Below are 18,318 nucleotides of genomic sequence, written 5' to 3'. Positions count from 1 at the left end.
TGTCGTCTTTCCGTAAGGCGAAGGCAAGGCGTCAGGGAACCTCACGCAAGGTAACGCATCTTTTCAAGGAGAGCGCCTCGCTCTAGTTTCCCCCGCTCAAATCACGGGCGCGGGCACAACGCGTCGACGGAGGACTGAAGTTTGCGCGTACCGCTGGAAGCCAGGACAGGCGAAGAAGGTATTTTCGACGCCCTGATCGCCGCGCGCGAAACCTACGGCGACAAGGAGATCTTGGAAGACCAGGATCGCAAGCCGCTCACCTATACCGGCCTGATCCGCGCCGCCTTCGTGCTGGGCCGCAAGATCGCGGCGATGACGTCGCTGGAAGAGCGCGTCGGCATCCTGCTGCCGTCCAGCATGGGCGTGGTGGTCACCTTCTACGGCCTGCACGCCCACGGCCGCGTGCCGGTGATGATCAACTTCACGGCCGGTGAGCGGAACATCAAGGCGGCGCTGGCCGCGGCGGGCGTCAAAAAGGTCCTGACCGCGAAACGCTTCATCCAGCAGGCCAAGCTGGAAGAGCTGATCACCGATATCGAGACCGTGGCCGAGATCGTCTGGCTCGACGACGTGCGCGCCACCATCGGCCTGCCGGACAAGCTGTACGGCCTGGCCGCCGGCATGATGCCCAAGCGGTTCCGCGTGAAGACCGACCCGTCGTCGCCCGGCGTGGTCCTGTTCACCTCGGGCAGCTTCGGCGCGCCCAAGGGCGTGGTGCTCAGCCAGGCCAACCTGGTCGCCAACTGCCGTCAGGTCGCCCAGCACATCGCGCTGGACCCCAACTGGGTGATGTTCAACCCGCTGCCGACCTTCCACTGCTTCGGCCTGACCGGCGGCGTCCTGCTGCCCCTGCTGCAGGGCATGAAGGCCTTCCAGTATCCCTCGCCGCTGCACGCCAAGCAGATCACCGAACTGCTGCCGCAGGTGAAGGCCTCGATCCTGTTCGCGACCGACACCTTCCTGAACCAGTACGCCCGCGTGGCGGGGCCGGACGACTTCTCGACCCTGCAGTTCGTCGTCGCCGGCGCCGAGCGGGTGCGCGACGAGACGCACCACCTGTTCAACACCCGCTTCCACGGCCTGAAGCTGCTGGAAGGCTACGGCGCCACCGAAGCCGCGCCCGTGGTCGCCGTGAACCACCCGGACCGCAACCGGCCGGGCTCGGTCGGCCAGATCCTGCCCGGCATGGAATGGAAGCTGGAAGAGGTCCCGGGCATCACCGAGGGCGGCCGCCTGTATCTGCGCGGCCCCAATGTGATGGAAGGCTATCTGTCGGCGGACGATCCGCGCGCCATCGAACCGCTCAAGGACGGCTGGCACGACACGGGCGACATCGTCGACATCGACGAGGAGGGCTACATCGCCATCCTCGGCCGGGTGAAGCGGTTCGCCAAGATCGGCGGCGAGATGGTCTCCCTGACCGCCGTCGAAGGCCTCGCCAGCGCGGTATGGCCCGAGGCTCGCCACGCCGTCGTCTCCATCCCGGACAGCCGCAAGGGCGAGAAGCTGGTGCTGGTCACCGACCGCAAGGACGCCGACGTCGCCCGGCTGGCCGAATGGGCCCGCGAGCACGGCGCGCCCGAACTGGCCGTGCCCAAGAAGATCATGCGCGTGGACGACGTGCCGGTTCTGGGCACCGGCAAGACCGACTACGTCGCCATCCAGCAGATGGTCGAGCTCGACAAGGCGGCGTAACCGGGCGCCCTTCGACGAACATTGTGCGCCGGACCGACTCCGGCCCAAACTGCCCGCCTCTGGAAAGAGAGGGAGGGTTCAATGTTCAACAAGCTGTCCGCCTACCAACCGCAGTTGCTCAGCGTCCTGCGTATCGTCGCAGGCCTTCTGTTCCTCTGCCACGGCACCGCCAAGGTGCTGGGCTTCCCCGCCGTCGAGGGCGTGCCGCCTCCGGGTCTCAGCATCGCCGGCCTGTCCGGGCCGCTGGAGCTGATCTTCGGGGCGCTTCTGGTGCTGGGCCTGTTCACGCGCCCGGTCGCCTTCCTGGCGTCGGGCTTCTGCGCCGTCGGCTACTGGTACGCCCACGGCCCGCAGGGTCCGTTCCCGATCAGCAACGGCGGCGAGACGATCGCCCTGTACTGCTTCGTCTGGCTGTTCTTCGCCGCGGCCGGCGCCGGCCCGTGGTCGGTGGACGCCGCCATGGCGAAAAAGGCCTGATCAGCCGATCCGGACGCCCGTCATCGAGATCGAGCCGCCCTCGATGACGTCGTTGAAGAAGCTCACATCGTCGCCCGGCGCACGCTGGGCGGCGATGTAGAGCAGCGGCAGATAGTGCTCGTCCGTCGGCACACTCAGCTGGGCGTCCTCGGCCAGATGGACCCAGTCGATCAGGGCGTCGTCGTCGCCGCGCACGAAGGCGGCCTTCACCGCCTCGTTGAAGTGGGTCGCCCAGTCGTAGGGCTCGCCGCCGGTCCGCTTCCAGGTCCGCAGATTGTGGACGAAGTCGCCGGATCCGGCGATGACCACGCCTTCGTCCCGCAGCGGGGCGAGGCGTTTGGCCAGCTCATAGTGCTCGCGCGTCGTCAGTCGCCGGTTCAGCGACAGCTGGACGACCGGCACATCGGCCTCCGGCCAGACGTGGGCCAGCACCGACCAGGTCCCGTGGTCCAGCCCCCATTGATCGGTCTGGACCGCGCCGGTCAGCTCCGACACGCGCGCCGCCAGCGCCGGCGATCCGGGCGCCGGGTACTGCATCGCATGCAGTTCAGCGGGGAAGCCACCGAAATCATGGATGGTTTCCGGGTTCGCCTGCGCCGTCACGCCCAGCCCGCCGGTTTCCCAGTGGGCCGAGATCATGACCACGCCCTTCGGCTTGCCCACGGCCTCGCCCAGCGCGCGCCAGGCGTCCGCATAGGGACCGCCCAGCGCGTTCATCGGGGAGCCGTGACCGAAGAAAATCGCCGGCTGGCGCATCGTCTTACCCGTGCAGTTTCTTCGCCAGTTCGGCGATGTGCTTACCCTGGAACCGGGCGCCGCCCAGTTCAATCTCGCTCGGCTGGCGCGAGCCGTCGCCGCCGGTGATCGTGGTCGCGCCATAGGGCGAGCCGCCCTCGACCGAGTCCAGCGTCATCTGCGCCTGATAGGAATAGGGCAGGCCGACGACCGGCATGCCGTGGTGCATGAAGAAGTTGTGCAGGCCCTGGAAGGTGGTTTCCTGGCCGCCGTGCTGGGTGGCGCTGGCGGTGAAGGCGCCGCCCACCTTGCCGATCAGGGCGCCGGTGAACCACAGGCCGCCGGCCTGATCCAGGAAGGCGCGCATCTGCGAGGCGGCCGAGCCGAAGCGCGTGCCCGCGCCGATGATGATGGCGTCATAGTCCTTCAGGTCGTCGATCTTGGCGACCGGGGCCTTCTGGTCGAGCTTGTAGTGCGAGGCCTTGGCCAGCTCTTCCGGCACCGTTTCCGGCACGCGCTTGATGTCGACGGTGACGCCCTCCACCGCGCCCGCGCCCTCGGCGACGGCTTCGGCCATGGCTTCGATGTGGCCATAGGTCGAATGATAGAGAACCAGAACGCGGGCCATGAAAGCACTCCTGAGCGGAAAAGTAACAGTGATAGTGCTTATTTCGGTTGATGCGGCCCGGCGCGCAAGCCCCCCGGCGAAATTTCAGGGACGGTTGATCGGACAGACCCGGTCGTAGAAGGCCTTGTCGGCCGGCGTCTTCAGGCCGCGCGACAGCCGGAACCGGTGCTCCACCACCATCGCCTGCTGTTCGATGTTCAGGCGGTCCCAGTCGCATCCGTCGGCGACCGGGTAGGCGTAGGACGCCCGGCTGTCCCCTGCCCTCAGCTTGGCCAGCAGCAGGTTCACGCCGTGCTGGGCCTGCCAGACGTGGGTGAGCTCATGGATCATCAGCGCCTGCAGCCCCACCGGCGCCGTCGACAGGTCCGCGGCCAGCACGTGGGACGGCCAGACGATCCAGTCCCGGCCGAACCAGCGGCCGGGCACGAAGGCGCGATTGAACGGCCAGGACGCCCCCACAAGCCGGATGGGGCCGGGATCGAGACCGCCCCCGAACACCTCGCGCGCGAGGGCGACTTCCCCGGCGGTCAGGACGCGGATCATGTCGGCGGCGGCGGCCCCATATAGCCGCCGGTCGGGCTGACCCACTCCCAGTGCCACGGCTCGTACAGATAGGGCACGAAGCCGAAGCGGCCGGCGTTCCGGACCAGCCAGCGGTAGGTCGCGGTCCGGCTCATGTGCAGGCGGCTGGCCGGGCTGGTGTTGTCGACGCCCAGCCCCTCGATCTGGCCGACGTAGAGGTCCACCGCCGTGCCGGTCCGGTGCGGGGAGCAGGCGGCGCGGCGCAGGCCGTCGCAATTGCCCTGCTGGGCGCATCGCGCGGCGTCGGCCTCGGGATCGCGGAAGCCGGAGAAGATCTGCAGCAGTTCGGGATCGGCCGCGACCTCGGGAACCTCGGCCCGGGCCGCGGCGACCATGGCGCGGTAGGCGTCCAGCACGTCCCGGCGCAGCAACCGGGTCAGCCGGTCGGCGTGCTCCTCGGACTCGACCAGATAGCCCAGCTGGTACAGCGGGGGCGGATCGGGACAGGGCTGCTGGTTGACCCGCGCCATGATGAACGGCCGTCGCTCCTGCCAGACCCCGCGGAACACCTGGAAGGTCGCGGCGTCGAACCAGCCCGTCGGCGGCAGGCCGTGGCTGTACTGGAACTCCGCGAGGGCCCGGGCGAAGCGCGGCGAGTTCGGCGCGCAGTCGGTGCCGAGCTCTTTCTGGACCAGCGGCAGATAGGTCTCCCAGCCGAACTCGGTCGGGCCGAACGGCGTCCATTCCATCCGCTGGAAGGAAAGCGCGTTGGCGATCGAGGGCGCCGCCCATTCGACCGGGTCGACGTCACAGAGCTCCGCGCCTCCACGCCCCTGCGCGGACGCCGTTCCCGCCACGCCGAGACCCGTCAGCAGGGCGGCGCAGGCAGCGAGCGTCGGCAGGAAGGAACCCCGGATCATGCGGCGATGGTGACCCGGACACCGGGCGCCCGCAAGGCCTGTCGGGACCGCTCGCGCGCGAGCGGCAAAGGCGGCATGGTAGGCCCGGCGGTCGACTCGGGACCGTTGCTCCGGACCTGTCCATGACCGACGCCGCTCCGCCGACCACGCCCCGCCGCTCGAACGCCGTGCTGGCGGCCTTCTCGACCGTCTGCCTGCCGCTGGCGGCCTTCGGCGTGGCCCTGCCCGTCACCCTGCCGGACTTCTACGCGACCTTCGTGGGGCTCGAGCTGGGCGTCGTGGCGGCGATGTTCATGATCGTCCGCCTGATCGACATCACCTTCGATCCCTTCATCGGCTGGGCCATGGACCGCACCCGGAGCCGGTTCGGGCGCTATCGTCCGTGGCTGGTGCTGGCGACGCCGATCCTGATGCTGGCCGCCTATATGATGTTCGTCGCCGTCCAGCCGGGCGCGCCGCCCGTCTTCCTGTTCGCCTGGCTTCTGGTGCTCTACCTCGGCTTCTCGATCGGCACGCTCGGCCAGCTGGGCTGGGCCGCCGTCCTGGCGCCCGAATACGACCAGCGCAGCCGGGTCTACGGCTGGTGGCAGGTGTTCAACATCATCGGCGTGGTGCTGATCCTGATCCTGCCCACGGTCGTCGAGAAGACCGGCATCGGGAACTACGCGGACGGCGTCCGCATCATGGGCTGGGCGATCGTCGTCGCCCTGCCGGTGACCGTGGGCCTGGCCCTGCTGGCCGTCCCCGAACCGACCAACAGCGGCGGCCAGCCGCACGGCAGCCTGGGCGCCTATGTGGCGCTGTTCAAAAAGCCGGTGGTGCGCAAGCTGCTGTTCGCGGACCTGCTGCTGGGCATCGCGCCGGGGATCACCGGCTCGCTGCTGTTCTTCTTCTTCGGCCAGATCAAGGGCTACGACCACGCCCAGGCCGGACCGCTCATGGTGCTCTATTTCATCGGCGGCCTGTGTGGGGCGCCCTTCTGGGCCTGGCTGGCGACGCGGGTCGGCAAGGACCGCGGCCTGGCCATCGCCGGGATTTCGTCGGCCGCCCTCTATCTCGGGGCGACGCTGGCGCCGGGACACAACTTCGTCCTGACCGCCGTCGTCATGTTCATCGCCGGCCTGCCCTATGCGGCGGGCCTGTTCCTGACCCGCGCCATGATGGCCGACGCGGGCGACGAGGAGCGGTTCGAGACGGGCGTGGACCGCACCGGCCTGATGTTGTCGATCCTGTCGGCGACGACCAAGATCGGCCACGTCGTCGCCCTGATCCCCTATCTGATCCTTCAGTTCGTGGGCTTCCGCGCCGTGCCGGGCCCGCAAGGCAACAGCGAGATGTCGCTGCTGACCCTGCAGGTCCTCTTCGTCCTGGTCCCGGCCCTGCTGATGGCCGCCTCGGCCTGGGTGCTGAAGGGCTATCCCCTGACGGCGCAGCGGCATAACGAGATCCGCCGTGCGCTGGACGAGCGCGACGCCAACCCGACGACCTGAGTACAGCCTGCCCATGACCACCCCCGTCGACCGCCTGAACGCCATCATGGCCCGCCTGCGCGCCCCCGTGGGCGGCTGCCCGTGGGATGTGGAGCAGACCTTCGAGACCATCGCCCCCTACACGCTGGAGGAGGCCTACGAGGTCGCCGACGCCATCGAACGCGGCGACATGGACGACCTGAAGTCCGAGCTGGGCGACCTGCTGTTCCAGGTGGTCTTCCACGCCCGCATGGCCGAGGAGCAGGGTCTGTTCGTCTTCGACGACGTGGCTGAGGCCATCGCCGACAAGCTGGAGCGCCGTCACCCGCACGTGTTCGGAGACGAGGCGGCCAAGGCCGACGGGGTGGCCCAGAAGGCCCGCTGGGAGGACATCAAGGCCGCCGAGCGCAAGGCCAAGGCCCAGCACGGCGTGCTGGACGACGTGCCCGTCGGCCTGCCCGCCCTCGCCCGCGCCGCCAAGCTGACCAAGCGGGCCGCCCGGGTCGGCTTCGACTGGCCCTCGACCGACGAGGTCTTCGACAAGCTGCACGAGGAGGTCGCCGAGCTGCGGGCCGAGATCGCCGCGGGCGATCTGGACAAGGCCAGGGGCGAAGTCGGCGACCTGTTGTTCGTCGTCGCCAACCTGGCCCGCAAGCTGGGGGTCGAACCCGAGGACGCCCTGCGGGGCTCGAACGCCAAGTTCGTGCGCCGCTTCGGCTTCATCGAGGCCGAGCTGGCCAAGGCGGGCAGGACGCCGGAGCAGTCGGACCTGGCCGAGATGGACGGCCTGTGGGACGCGGCCAAGGCGGCGGAGCGGGCATGACGGCGGACAAGCACGATCCCGGCGGCAAGGTCCGGCTGGCCCTGATGCCGGGGGTGAAGGGCGACGCCACCTTCAGCCCGGACGGCCGCTATCGCCGGCTCATGCGGCGCTGGCTGGGGGAGGCCTTCCCCGAGCGCTATGTCCTGTTCATCGGCATGAACCCCTCGACGGCCGACGCCACGGTCAACGACCCGACCTGCGCCCGTGAATGGACCTTCGCCCAGCGGGAGGGCTTCGACGCCATGGTCAAGGCCAACGTCGGGGACTACCGGGCGACGGACCCGAAGATGCTTCTGGCGCCGGGGGTCGAGGCTTCCTCCCCCGACAACCTGCCCGCCATCCGCAAGGCGGCGGCGGGGGCCGGGCTGGTGGTCCTGTGCCACGGCAAGCTGAACAAGGCGCTGGCCCCGGCGGGCAAGGCCCTGATCGAGGCCCTGCGCCAGGACGGGGTCGCCCTGTGGTGCCTCGGGACCAACGGCGACGGCAGCCCCAAGCACCCGCTGTACTTACGAGCCGACACCGCACTGAGGCCCTACGACATCTAGCTGTACCGCAGCTCCTGCAGGTCGATCTCGCGGATCAGCTTCTTCGCGGTCGCCTCGTCGATCTCGCGGCCGCGGGCGAGGCGGCGCAGCTCCTCGCGCTCGGCGCCCAGCCCCACCAGACGCAGGCGGCGCTCGACCGCGTCCGCCAGACGGGCGGCCTCCACGTCGTCCTCGTCGGTGCGGGTCCGGCTCTCGATGCGGTGGCGGTAGATCTCCATCAGCCGGCTGGCGACATCGCTGTAGAGGTCGGGATTGGGCTTGCCCTCGCCGAGGTCGTGCGACGCGTCCTCGATAGCGCGCAAGGCGGCGCCGGCGGCGGCGACGCGCCCGTGATCCTCCTCACGCTGATGATCAGCTTCCGGCGGCAACTCGATGTTCTTGAGCAGCTTCGGCAGGGCGATGGTCGCCACGATCAGCGAGACGATGATCACCGAGGCGGCGAGGAAGATCGCCAGCGTCCGCGACGGCATGGGCGAGCCGTCGGCCAGGGTGAAGGGCACGGTCAGGATACCCGCCAGGGTGATGGCGCCGCGCACGCCCGCCAGCGACATGACGGCGGTCAGGCGCAGGCCGACCTTGGGCGGAGGCCCGCGATGGCGGCGGCGGAACAGGGTCAGACGCAGGGACGTCCACACCCAGATGAAGCGCAGCAGGGCGAGCGCGGCCACGATGGCGAAGACATAGACCGCCAGCCACCAGACCTCCGGACGGCTGGTGCCCGCCACCACCTCGGCGGCGCGGGACATGATCGACGGCATCTGCTCGCCCAGGATGACGAAGATCAGGCCGTTGGCCGCGAACTGGACGGTGTCCCACACGACGGCGCGGCGGATGCGCGTCGTGGCCAGCGACAGGCCGCGCACCCCGTCCCGCTCGGTGAAGCTCATGGTCACGCCCGCGGCGACGGCGGCGAGGATGCCGGAGGCATGAAGCTTCTCCGCCACCAGATAGGCGGCGAAGGGGATCAGCAGGCTGATCAGGATCTGCACCCCGACATCCTCGCCCCAGCGACGGCTGATCCACGCCTTCACCAGATTGATCGCCCAGGTCACCGCCACGCCCGAGGCGACGCCCGCCAGCGCCAGCCACAGGAAGCTGCCGACCGCCTCGTGCAGGACGAAGGCGCCGGTCGAGGCCGCCGCGATGGCCAGACGCATGCAGGTCAGGCCCGTGGCGTCGTTCAGCAACGACTCGCCCTCGAGGATGTGCATCAGCCGCTTGGGGATCGGGGCGCGGGCGGCGATGGCCTGCACGGCGATGGGATCGGTCGGCGACAGGATGGCGGCCAGGGCGAAGGCCACGGCCAGCGGCATCTCCGGGATCATCCACCAGAGCAGGAAGCCCAGCCCCACGACGGTGAAGACCACCAGACCGAGGGCCAGCTCCAGCACCACGGCCCGGTCGCGGAACAGGTCTTCCTTGGGAATGCGCCATCCATCGAGGAACAGCAGCGGCGGCAGGAAGAGCAGGAAGAAGATATCCGGCTCGAGCTCCACCGCCTCGCCGGTGACCAGCACGATCCCCGCCCCGAGCGCGATCTGCACCAGAGGCAGGGCGATCCGCGTGATCCGCGCCAGCGGGCCGGAGATGACCACGGCCAGCAGCAGGAACAGGGTGGTCTCGATCAGATGCATCCCGCCCCTTTCGGCAAGCCAGAATTTTTTCGAGTGCACATAGTGCACAAATTAGATCGAAGCCGTTGAAAACACTCAGACCGGGCGCGCACTGAAGTGCACTTTCGAGTGGCCTTTTTGTGCACTCCGCGACGCATTCAGACGCTTACCGCCGCCCGGCGCCTGACCTCAACTCCGGACGTTCGTGATCCTGACACGCCGATGCGTCAAAAACGGACGCACCGTCAGCTGAACTGCCGCTCATACCGCCCCAGAGCCGCCGGATGCAGGCGGACGGTGACATGGGTGCGGCCCTCGTCGTCCGTCTCGCGCCCGGTGACCCGGCCGTTGGCGTAGAGCCAGGCCAGGGCCTCGCCCTGATGCGGTTCGAGGGTGAAGTCGCTTTCCGGATCGTCGTCGATCAGGCCGGCGATGGTCTCGCGCAGGGGATCGATCCCCTCCCCGGTCCAGGCGGACACCGCCACGGCCTTGCCCTGCGCCCGCAGGCGTTCGGCGTGGCCGAGGATGGTCTCGCGCGCTTCGTCGTCCAGCAGGTCGATCTTGTTCCAGACCTCCAGCACCTTGCGCGTCTTGCCCTCGACGGCCGGGATCTGCTCCAGCACCGCCTCGACGTCCTTGGCCTGGGCGTCGGAATCCGGGCTGGCGATGTCGCGCACGTGCAGGATCAGGTCGGCCTCGCCCACCTCCTCCAGCGTGGCGCGGAAGCTCTCGACCAGTTCGTGCGGCAGGTCGGAGATGAAGCCGACGGTGTCCGCCACGATGGCCGGACGGCCCTGCGGCAGGCGGATGGTGCGCTGGGTGGTGTCCAGCGTCGCGAACAGCAGGTCCTTGGCGAAGACCTCCGAGCCCGTCAGCCGGTTGAACAGGGTCGACTTGCCGGCGTTGGTGTATCCGACCAGCGCCACCGTCGGGAACGGCACCTTCTGGCGGGCCTTGCGGTGCAGGCCGCGGGTGCGGCGCACCTCCTCCAGCTCGGCCTTCAGGCGGACGATGCGGTCGGCGATCAGGCGGCGGTCGATCTCGATCTGGGTTTCACCCGGACCGCCGGTCGAGCCGGTGCCGCCGCGCTGGCGCTCAAGGTGGGTCCAGGTGCGGACCAGACGCGAGCGCTCATAGTCGAGCCGCGCCAGCTCGACCTGCAGTCGGCCTTCCTTGGTGCGGGCGCGACGCCCGAAGATTTCCAGGATCAGGCCGGTGCGGTCGATGACCTTGCACTCCCACGCCTTCTCCAGATTGCGTTGCTGGACGGGGGTCAGCTGGTCGTCGACGACGACGGCCTCCGCCTCGGCCGCGCGCACGAGGGCGGCCAGTTCCTCGACCTTGCCCGAGCCGAACAGGGTGGCGGGCGTGGTCTTGCGCACGCGCACGATTTCCTCGGCGCGAACATCGAGGTCCAGCGCGGCGGCCAGACCCACGGCTTCCTGCAGACGCTCCTCCGCCAGCCGGGGGCTGTCGGAACGTCCGTCAGGATGGATGACGACCGCCCGGATGAGCGGCACGGAATGGTCGATAAGCTTGGTCAGGAACAGTCTCTGGGGGCGTGTGGGGGTGACGAGGGAGTAGTGAGTAGGGAGTAGGAATTAGGGAGTGATCGGGGGATTTGCATGTCCCCTACTCCCTAATTCCCAAGCCCTACTCCCAGGGGCGCCCCCGGCGCCCCTAGTCCTCGTCGGCGTCCGGCTCGTACAGCTGGACCGGGGCCGAGGGCATGATGGTCGAGATGGCGTGCTTGTAGACCAGCTGGGACTGGCCGTCCCGACGCAGGAGCACACAGAAGTTGTCGAACCAGGTGACGATGCCCTGCAGCTTGACTCCGTTGACCAGGAAGATGGTCAGCGGCGTCTTGGTCTTGCGCACCGAGTTGAGGAAGGTGTCCTGAAGGTTCTGACGCTTGTCTTGCGACATGGCGGGTAATTCCCGTTCTTGATTGTTCTCCGGCCGGAGGAGCGGCGCGGGACCGGTCGACGCCGGTCCGGCCACCTTAACGGCCCGGGCGAGGGTCGCAACCGCCAAAGCGGATCAGATCGCGTCCCGGGTCCCCCGCTCGATATAAAGCTGACGCAGGCGGGTCGCGACCGGGCCGGGCTTGCCGTCGCCGATCTTGACCCCGTCGATGGAGACGGCGGGCATGACGAAGGCGCCGGCGGCGGTGAAGAAGGCTTCCTTCGCCCGCTTGGCCTCCTCGACGGTGAAGGCCCGCTCCTCCAGCTCGATGCCCTCTTCCTTGAGGATGTCGAGCAGGGTCGTGCGGGTGCAGCCGCGCAGGATGTTGGCCTGGGTGTCGCGCGTGCGCAGCTTGCCGTGCTCGTCGATGATCCAGGCGTTGGTCGAGGAGCCCTCGGTCACCAGTCCCATGTCGTCGACCATCCACGCCTCGAAGGCGCCGCGGTCGCGGGCCTCCTGCTTGGCCAGGACGTTGGCCAGCAGGCCGACCGTCTTGATGTCGCAACGGCCCCAGCGGATGTCCGGGGTGGTGATCACGGCCACGCCGTTGGCGGCGGTGGCGTCGGTCTTCAGCGGGCTGATCGACTTCGAGGTGATCACCACGCTGGGCGGGGTGCCCTGGGCCGGGAACGGATGATCGCGACGGGCCGTGCCGCGCGTGACCTGCAGATAGACGATGCCGTTGCGCACCCGGTTGCGGCGGATGGTTTCCTTGAGCACGGCGGTCAGGGCGGCGCGCGTCATGGGAATGTCGATGCGCAGCTCGCTCAGGCTGCGGTGCAGCCGGGTCATGTGGCCATCGAAATCGGCCATGCGGCCGTCGAAGATCGACCACACCTCATAGACGCCGTCGGCGAACTGGAAGCCCCGGTCCTCGATGTGGACGCTGGCCTGTCCATGCGGGACGTACTGGCCGTTGACGTAGGCGACGCGGCTCATTCCTCGACGGGTCCTTCTTCCTCTTCCTCGCCGCCACGCGACGGCGAGACGCCCAGAGACTTCAGTTTGCGGTGGAGCGCCGAACGCTCCATGCCGATGAAGGCGGCGGTGCGCGAGATGTTTCCGCCGAACCGCATGATCTGGGCGGCCAGATACTCGCGCTCGAACACCTCGCGCGCCTCGCGCAGCGGCAGGGCGATGATGCGTTCCGCGCCGAGCGCCGTATTGGGCCCGGAGCTGGTCGCCTCCTGCGGCAGGGCGTCGGCGCCGATCGGGTCGTTGACGTCGCCGGTGGCCAGGATCAGCAGCCGCTCGACGTTGTTGCGCAGCTGGCGGACGTTGCCCGGCCAGGGATGGACCTGAAGCACGGCGATGGCGTCGTCGCCCAGCCGGCGGCGCGGCAGGCCCTGCGAGGCGGCCAGGCTTTCGATGAAGTAGTCGACCAGCTCCTGGATGTCCTCGCGGCGCTCGGACAGGGCGGGCACGCGGATCGGCACCACGTTCAGGCGGTGGAACAGGTCCTCGCGGAAACGGCCCTCGGCGATCTCCTGCTTCAGGTCGCGGGAGGTCGAGGTGATGACGCGCACATCGACCTGCACGTCCTGTTCGCCGCCGACCCGGCGGAAACGCTGCTCGACCAGCACGCGCAGGACGCGGCTCTGGCTCTCGCGCGGCATGTCGCCGACGTCGTCCAGATACAGGGTGCCGCCGTGGGCGCGCTCGAACACGCCGATCTTGCGCGGACGGCCGTCGCCGCCCTCCTCGCCGAACAGTTCGACGTCGAGGCGTTCGGGCGTCATGCCCGCCGCGGCGATGGCGACGAACTCGCCGCGCGCGCGGGCGCTGGCGTCGTGGATCTGCCGGGCGACCAGCTCCTTGCCCGAGCCGGGCGGGCCCGAGATCAGCACGCGGCTGTTGGCCGGGGCGACCTTGGCGATGGTGCTGCGCAGGGTCTGGGCGGCGGCCGACTTGCCGATCAGGCCGGTGGGCACGGCCACCTGGGCGCGCAGGCGGCGGTTCTCGCGCATCAGGGCCGAGGCCTCCAGCGCGCGCTGGACCACGACCACCAGCCGGTCCGACTTGAACGGCTTCTCGATAAAGTCGTAGGCGCCGCGCTGCAGGGCGCTGACGGCGGTTTCGATATTGCCGTGGCCCGAGATCATGACGACCGGCAGGTCGGGATCCAGTTCCTTGATGACGTCCAGCAGCTCCAGCCCGTCCAGGCCGCCGCCCTGCATCCAGATGTCGAGCAGGGCCAGCGACGGCCGGCGCGCGCGGATCGCGGCCATGGCCTCGTCGGAGTTCGAGGCGACGCGCACGGCGTGCCCCTCGTCCTCGAGCAGGCCCGAGACCAGTTCGCGGATGTCGGCCTCGTCGTCGACGACCAGGATGTCGGCTCCGGTGGATCGCATATCGCCTCGCTTATTCGGCCGCGGCCACGGAGCCGCCGGACGCCGCAGCGTCCCGCGATCCGGCCGGAGCCTTCACTGGGGATTTCAGGGGGAAGATCAGGCACACGCGCGCACCGGACAGGGTCTCGGCGTCGGCCAGCTTCAGCTCGCCGCCGTGTTCCTCGCAGATGCGCTTGACGATCGCCAGGCCGAGGCCCGTGCCCTTCTCGCGCGTGGTCACATAGGGCTCCGTCAGGCGGTCGCGGTCCTTGGCCGGAAGGCCGGGGCCGTCGTCCTCGATGACGAAGGTGGCGACGTTGTCCTCGACCGACAGACGGGCCGAGATGCCGGGCCCCTCGCCGTCGCCGGGGCGGGGGCTGGCCTCGCGCCGGGCGGCCACGGCCTCGCCGGCGTTCTTGAGGATGTTGGTCAGCGCCTGACCGATCATCTGGCGGTCGGCGTGGATGGTCAGCTTGGGCAGGGGCTCGACCAGATCGACCTCGATGTCCGGCGCCGCGACGCGCTGGGCGAACACCGCCTCGCGCAGCAGTTCGGCCGGATTGGCGGCGGTGAACCGGGGCGCGGGCATGCGGGCGAAGGACGAGAACTCGTCGACCATCCGGCCGATGTCGCCGACCTGCCGGATGATGGTCTCGGTGCAGCGATCGAAGACCTCGACGTCTTCCTCGACCATCTTGCGATAGCGGCGGCGCAGGCGCTCGGCCGACAGCTGGATCGGGGTCAGGGGGTTCTTGATCTCGTGGGCGATGCGCCGGGCCACGTCGCGCCAGGCCGCGTTGCGCTGGGCGGTGACCAGACGGGTGATGTCGTCAAAGGTCAGGACCATCTCGCCCCCGACCCCGCCCTCGATCCGCACGCGCAGGCGGCGGGTCTCGGCGTCGCGGCTGACGTCGATCTCTTCCTCGATATGGGCCTCGGCGCGGCGGGCCAGTTCGCTGAGCTCGGGGGCCACGTCGCCGAGCGGACGGCCGATGACCGCTTCGTCGGAAATGCCGAGCAACTCCATGGCGCTGTCGTTGATGGCCGAGACCCGCCTCTGGCGATCCACGCCGATGACGCCCGCCGACACGCCGGACAGGACGGTCTCGATGAAGCGCGAGCGCTCGACCGCATCCTCGCTGGCCGCGCGCAGGGCCGCCTGCTGGGCCTCAAGGTCGCCGGTCATGCGGTTGAAGGCGTCGGACAGGGTCCGGATCTCGCCGGGGCCGTCCTCGGCGTCCACGCGGGCGGCCAGATCGCCGCCGGCGACGCGGTCCGCCGCCACGACCAGCCGCCCGATCGGGGCCGAGATGGAGTTGGCCGCCGACATGCCCAGCCAGATGGCGCCGACCAGCACCAGCAGGGCCGTCTCGACATAGCCGAGCGCGAAGACGGCCTGGATGCGGGCGCGGCTCTCGTTCGCTTCCTTGTAGGCCACGATCGACTCGCGCGCCGACGCGACCTGTCCGACCAGCCCCGGCTGCAGCGGGCGCACCAGATAGAGATAGGCGTCGCCGTAGGCCGGGAACGCGCGCAGGCCGCGGATGGCGTCCGGTCCCTCGGTCAACTGCTGGACGGAGGGCCGCTCCTGCGTCTGGGCTTCCTCCAACGCCTCCCGCGACGGGGCGACATAAGGCGGGGCGTCAGGGCTTTCGCCGCTGGCCAGCACCTCTCCGTCGGCGTCGAGAATGTAGACCGCCGGATAGCCGAACAGCTGGCCGACCTGCGTCAGGGCGTCCGAGAACTGGATGCGGTTTCCGAACAGCGGCTGGATGCTTTCCAGCTGCTCGCTGATGACGAAGATGTCGGAGTCGATCTCGCTCGAGACGTCGCTGGTGTAGGCCAGACCGATGGCGGCGCCGTTGTCGACGGCGGCCTGCACATTGTCGCTGAACCACTGGTCCACGCCGCGATTGACCAGCACCCCGAAAACCAGCGCAATCAGGATGGCCGGGATCATGGCCACGGACGAGAACAGGATCACGAAACGCAGGTGCAGGCGCGCGCCCGCGTCGCCGCGGCGGCGGCGGAACAGGCTGAACGCCCGGCGACCGACAACGGCGGCCAGTCCGCCGATCAGCAGCAGGTTGGCGATCAGGATGAACAGCACCGCCTGGCTGGCCGAGGCCCGCCCGCCGTCTCCGCCCAGCCCGGGCGCGACAGCCACCAGCCAGATGGCGACGATGTTGGTGACCAGAGCCACCGCAAAAGCGATGAGGAAGGCGTTACGGCGACGCGTCTCCGACCAGTCGTCGAACCAACGCGCCGGACCGCGCGAGGCGGTCGGGTCCGGTTCGACGTCGGCGGCGGGTGTGTCCGTCATGCCGCGTCAGATTTGACCAGCTGTGGCGCGATATCAACAGCCGAGTTGCAGGAATGCGTCACAGACATCCACAACTCCGTGAGCGCCGCCTCCACCTCGTCCGGACTGTCGAGCCGACAGAGCCGGCTCTTGGCCGCGCGGCGCTCCAGCGGATCGACGGGCCAGGGCGCCTGCTCGACGTACCAGCCCAGATGCTTGCGGAACATCTTCAGGCCCAGCGGCAGGCCGTAGAAGGCCACGGAGCCGCGGAGGTGCTCGATGACGATGGCCAGGCGCTCCTCACGATCCGGCTCCTGCAGCACCGTGCCGTCGGCCAGCGCCCGCTCCAGATGCGCCGCCAGCCACGGGCGGCCGTACACCCCGCGCCCCAGCATCAGGGCGTCGGCGCCCGATTGCCGCAGCGCCTCGCGCGCGTCCTCGGCGGTCAGGATGTCGCCGTTGACCACGACCGGGATCGACACGGCCGCCTTCACATCGGCCACGGCGGTCCAGTCGGCCTTGCCGGTGTAGAACTGCTGGCGGGTGCGGCCGTGCACGGTGACCGCTTTCACCCCGATCTCCTCGGCGCGTTTGGCGATCAGCGGCGCGTTGCGGCTGGCGTCGTCCCAGCCAAGCCGCATCTTCACCGTCACGGGGCGGGTGGTGGCGGTCACCGCCGCCTCGATCAGGCGACAGGCCAGGTCCGGCGTCCGCATCAGGGCCGAGCCGCAGGCGGCGCCGGTCACTTCCTTCGCCGGACAGCCGAAATTCAGATCGACGATGTCCGCGCCCGCCTTCTCGGCCATACGCGCGCCTTCGGCCATGGCCCCGGGATCGCGGCCGACCAGCTGGATCACGGTCAGGGGCAGGCCCTCGCCGACGGCGGCGCGACGCACCACGTCCGGCCGCGCCCGGGCCAGTTCGGCGGCGGCCACCATCTCGGTGGCGACATAGGCCGCGCCCAGCCGCGACGCGAGCAGCCGGAACGGGAGGTCGGTGATCCCGGTCATGGGCGCGGTCAGCACCCGTCCGGGCACCCACACGTCACCGATCTGAAGGCCTGCGCTCATCCGCCCCTTACCGCCGTTCGAACCGCTCTCGTCAAGCATCACGGCGGCGATTAGAAGGCCGGACATGACTTCCGCCCTCCCCGCCTTCGCCGCCGTCGTCGTCGCCGCCGGTTCCGGGTCCCGCTCCGGCGGCGCCAAGCAGTGGCGCGCGCTCGGCGGCAAGCCGGTGATCCGCTGGTCGGTCGAGGCGCTGCTGAAGGCCGGAGCCGACGACGTCGTGATCGTGATTCCCGCCGGCGCCGACGCCGAGGCGGCCGAGGCGCTGGCCGGGCTGACAGGCTGGCGCGCGGCCCACGGCGGCGCCACGCGGGCCGGGTCGGTGCAGGCCGGACTGGCGGCGCTGGGCGGCCCGGAAGACCGGCCGGTTCTGGTCCACGACGCCGCCCGCCCCTTCCTGTCGTCCGCCGTGATCGCGCGCTGCGTCCAGACCCTCGATGAGGCCGACGGCGCCCTGCCCGCCCTGCCCGTCGCCGACAGCCTGCGCCGCGCCGTGGACGGTCTGGTCGCCGGATCGGTCGAGCGTGAGGCCCTGTGGCGCGCCCAGACCCCGCAGGCCTTCCGCCTGAAGACCCTGACCGACGCCTATGCCGCCTGGCCCGCCGACGAGGCCGCCAGCGACGAGGCGACAGTCGTCGAGCGCGCGGGCGGCCGCGTGAAGATCGTCGAGGGCGACGCCCGCCTGATGAAGCTGACCTACCCTGAGGATTTCGCCATGGCCGAGGCCCTGATCCCCCGCACCGTCCGGATCGGTCAGGGCTATGACGTGCACCGCTGGGGCCCGGGGGAGTCGGTGTGGCTGTGCGGTCTCGAAATTCCGCACGACCAGACCCTGATCGGCCATTCGGACGCCGACGCCGGTCTGCACGCCCTCACCGACGCCAGTCTCGGGGCCATGGGGGACGGCGACATCGGCGATCATTTCCCGCCCACCGATCCGCAGTGGAAGGGCGCGTCGTCCGACCGCTTCCTCGTCCACGCGGTCGAGCGGCTGCACGTCCGCGGCGGCCGGCTGGTCAATGTCGACGTCACCCTGATCTGCGAGCGGCCGAAGGTGAAGCCGCACCGCCAGGCCATGCGCGAACGTCTCGCCGGCCTGCTGTCGCTTCCGCTGGACGCCGTCAGCGTCAAGGCCACCACGACCGAGGCCATGGGCTTCACCGGACGGGGCGAGGGCCTCGCCGCCCAGGCCGTGGCGACGATCGACCTGCCGGCCTAGGTCGGTCG

17 protein-coding genes are annotated in these 18,318 nt (G+C 69.7%); 6 read left to right on the top strand and 11 right to left on the bottom strand.

Going from position 1 to position 18,318, the window contains the following annotated elements; genetic code table 11:
• The first annotated feature begins 141 nt into the window (after window positions 1-141).
• Together VGE03_RS12925 and VGE03_RS12920 are read left to right on the top strand one after the other, a co-directional pair.
• The gene (locus VGE03_RS12925; protein ID WP_331046883.1) at window positions 142-1,695 is read left to right on the top strand and encodes an AMP-binding protein; all 1,554 of its coding nucleotides are present in this window, start codon (window positions 142-144) and stop codon (window positions 1,693-1,695) included.
• An 81-nt stretch (window positions 1,696-1,776) separates the two neighbouring features.
• Complete coding sequence (locus VGE03_RS12920) at window positions 1,777-2,172, top strand: DoxX family protein (RefSeq protein WP_331046882.1); 396 nt, start codon at window positions 1,777-1,779, stop codon at window positions 2,170-2,172.
• Here the strand turns inward: VGE03_RS12920 and ygiD are convergent, their stop codons facing one another.
• From ygiD to VGE03_RS12900, 4 genes are all read right to left on the bottom strand, one after another.
• Window positions 2,173-2,928, bottom strand: coding sequence for a 4,5-DOPA dioxygenase extradiol (gene ygiD / locus VGE03_RS12915; RefSeq protein ID WP_331046881.1), 756 nt, complete (start codon window positions 2,926-2,928; stop codon window positions 2,173-2,175). It lies immediately after the preceding gene.
• A 4-nt stretch (window positions 2,929-2,932) separates the two neighbouring features.
• Window positions 2,933-3,535, bottom strand: coding sequence for an NAD(P)H:quinone oxidoreductase (gene wrbA / locus VGE03_RS12910; RefSeq protein ID WP_331046880.1), 603 nt, complete (start codon window positions 3,533-3,535; stop codon window positions 2,933-2,935).
• 84 nt (window positions 3,536-3,619) lie between these two features.
• Window positions 3,620-4,078 (bottom strand): hypothetical protein, encoded by a 459-nt coding sequence (locus VGE03_RS12905; RefSeq protein ID WP_331046879.1) that lies wholly within the window; start codon window positions 4,076-4,078, stop codon window positions 3,620-3,622.
• Complete coding sequence (locus tag VGE03_RS12900; protein ID WP_331046878.1) at window positions 4,075-4,977, bottom strand: M15 family metallopeptidase; 903 nt, start codon at window positions 4,975-4,977, stop codon at window positions 4,075-4,077. The genes VGE03_RS12905 and VGE03_RS12900 overlap by 4 nt, the downstream gene beginning before the upstream one ends.
• Before the next feature lie 122 nt (window positions 4,978-5,099).
• On the opposite strand from VGE03_RS12900, the gene VGE03_RS12895 reads away from it, so the two are divergent.
• The 3 genes from VGE03_RS12895 to VGE03_RS12885 are packed head-to-tail and all read left to right on the top strand — an operon-like array spanning window position 5,100 to window position 7,814.
• Entirely contained in the window at window positions 5,100-6,467 is a 1,368-nt protein-coding gene (locus VGE03_RS12895) for an MFS transporter (RefSeq protein ID WP_331046877.1), read from the top strand.
• Window positions 6,468-6,480: 13 nt separating this feature from the next.
• Window positions 6,481-7,269 (top strand): nucleoside triphosphate pyrophosphohydrolase, encoded by a 789-nt coding sequence (gene mazG / locus VGE03_RS12890; protein ID WP_331046876.1) that lies wholly within the window; start codon window positions 6,481-6,483, stop codon window positions 7,267-7,269.
• Window positions 7,266-7,814, top strand: coding sequence for a DUF1643 domain-containing protein (locus tag VGE03_RS12885; protein WP_331046875.1), 549 nt, complete (start codon window positions 7,266-7,268; stop codon window positions 7,812-7,814). Before mazG ends, VGE03_RS12885 begins: the two co-directional genes overlap by 4 nt.
• On the opposite strand, the gene VGE03_RS12880 is transcribed toward VGE03_RS12885, so the two are convergent.
• The 7 genes from VGE03_RS12880 to dusB form a co-directional block, all read right to left on the bottom strand.
• A complete protein-coding gene (locus tag VGE03_RS12880) occupies window positions 7,811-9,448 on the bottom strand; it encodes a Na+/H+ antiporter (protein WP_331046874.1) in 1,638 nt (545 codons plus the stop codon). The two genes, VGE03_RS12885 and VGE03_RS12880, sit on opposite strands and share 4 nt — an antisense overlap.
• A 224-nt stretch (window positions 9,449-9,672) precedes the next feature.
• Window positions 9,673-10,938 (bottom strand): GTPase HflX, encoded by a 1,266-nt coding sequence (hflX, locus tag VGE03_RS12875; protein WP_331046899.1) that lies wholly within the window; start codon window positions 10,936-10,938, stop codon window positions 9,673-9,675.
• A gap of 169 nt (window positions 10,939-11,107) precedes the next feature.
• Window positions 11,108-11,353, bottom strand: a complete 246-nt coding sequence (hfq, locus tag VGE03_RS12870) for an RNA chaperone Hfq (protein WP_131249128.1) — start codon at window positions 11,351-11,353, stop codon at window positions 11,108-11,110.
• A 114-nt stretch (window positions 11,354-11,467) separates the two neighbouring features.
• Complete coding sequence (locus VGE03_RS12865; RefSeq protein WP_331046873.1) at window positions 11,468-12,331, bottom strand: D-amino-acid transaminase; 864 nt, start codon at window positions 12,329-12,331, stop codon at window positions 11,468-11,470.
• Window positions 12,328-13,743, bottom strand: coding sequence for a sigma-54 dependent transcriptional regulator (locus VGE03_RS12860; protein ID WP_331046872.1), 1,416 nt, complete (start codon window positions 13,741-13,743; stop codon window positions 12,328-12,330). Before VGE03_RS12860 ends, VGE03_RS12865 begins: the two co-directional genes overlap by 4 nt.
• 10 nt (window positions 13,744-13,753) lie before the next feature.
• Window positions 13,754-16,045, bottom strand: a complete 2,292-nt coding sequence (locus tag VGE03_RS12855; protein WP_331046871.1) for a PAS domain-containing sensor histidine kinase — start codon at window positions 16,043-16,045, stop codon at window positions 13,754-13,756.
• Window positions 16,042-17,094, bottom strand: a complete 1,053-nt coding sequence (dusB, locus tag VGE03_RS12850; protein WP_331046898.1) for a tRNA dihydrouridine synthase DusB — start codon at window positions 17,092-17,094, stop codon at window positions 16,042-16,044. Before dusB ends, VGE03_RS12855 begins: the two co-directional genes overlap by 4 nt.
• 64 nt (window positions 17,095-17,158) lie before the next feature.
• On the opposite strand from dusB, the gene VGE03_RS12845 reads away from it, so the two are divergent.
• A complete protein-coding gene (locus VGE03_RS12845) occupies window positions 17,159-18,310 on the top strand; it encodes a bifunctional 2-C-methyl-D-erythritol 4-phosphate cytidylyltransferase/2-C-methyl-D-erythritol 2,4-cyclodiphosphate synthase (protein ID WP_331046870.1) in 1,152 nt (383 codons plus the stop codon).
• The last annotated feature ends 8 nt before the right edge of the window (window positions 18,311-18,318 follow it).

It is taken from the genome of Brevundimonas sp., from assembly GCF_036400995.1.
Lineage (GTDB): Bacteria > Pseudomonadota > Alphaproteobacteria > Caulobacterales > Caulobacteraceae > Brevundimonas.
The sequence above is the reverse complement of the archived record's forward strand: the minus strand, read 5'-3'. Positions and strand labels throughout refer to the sequence as shown.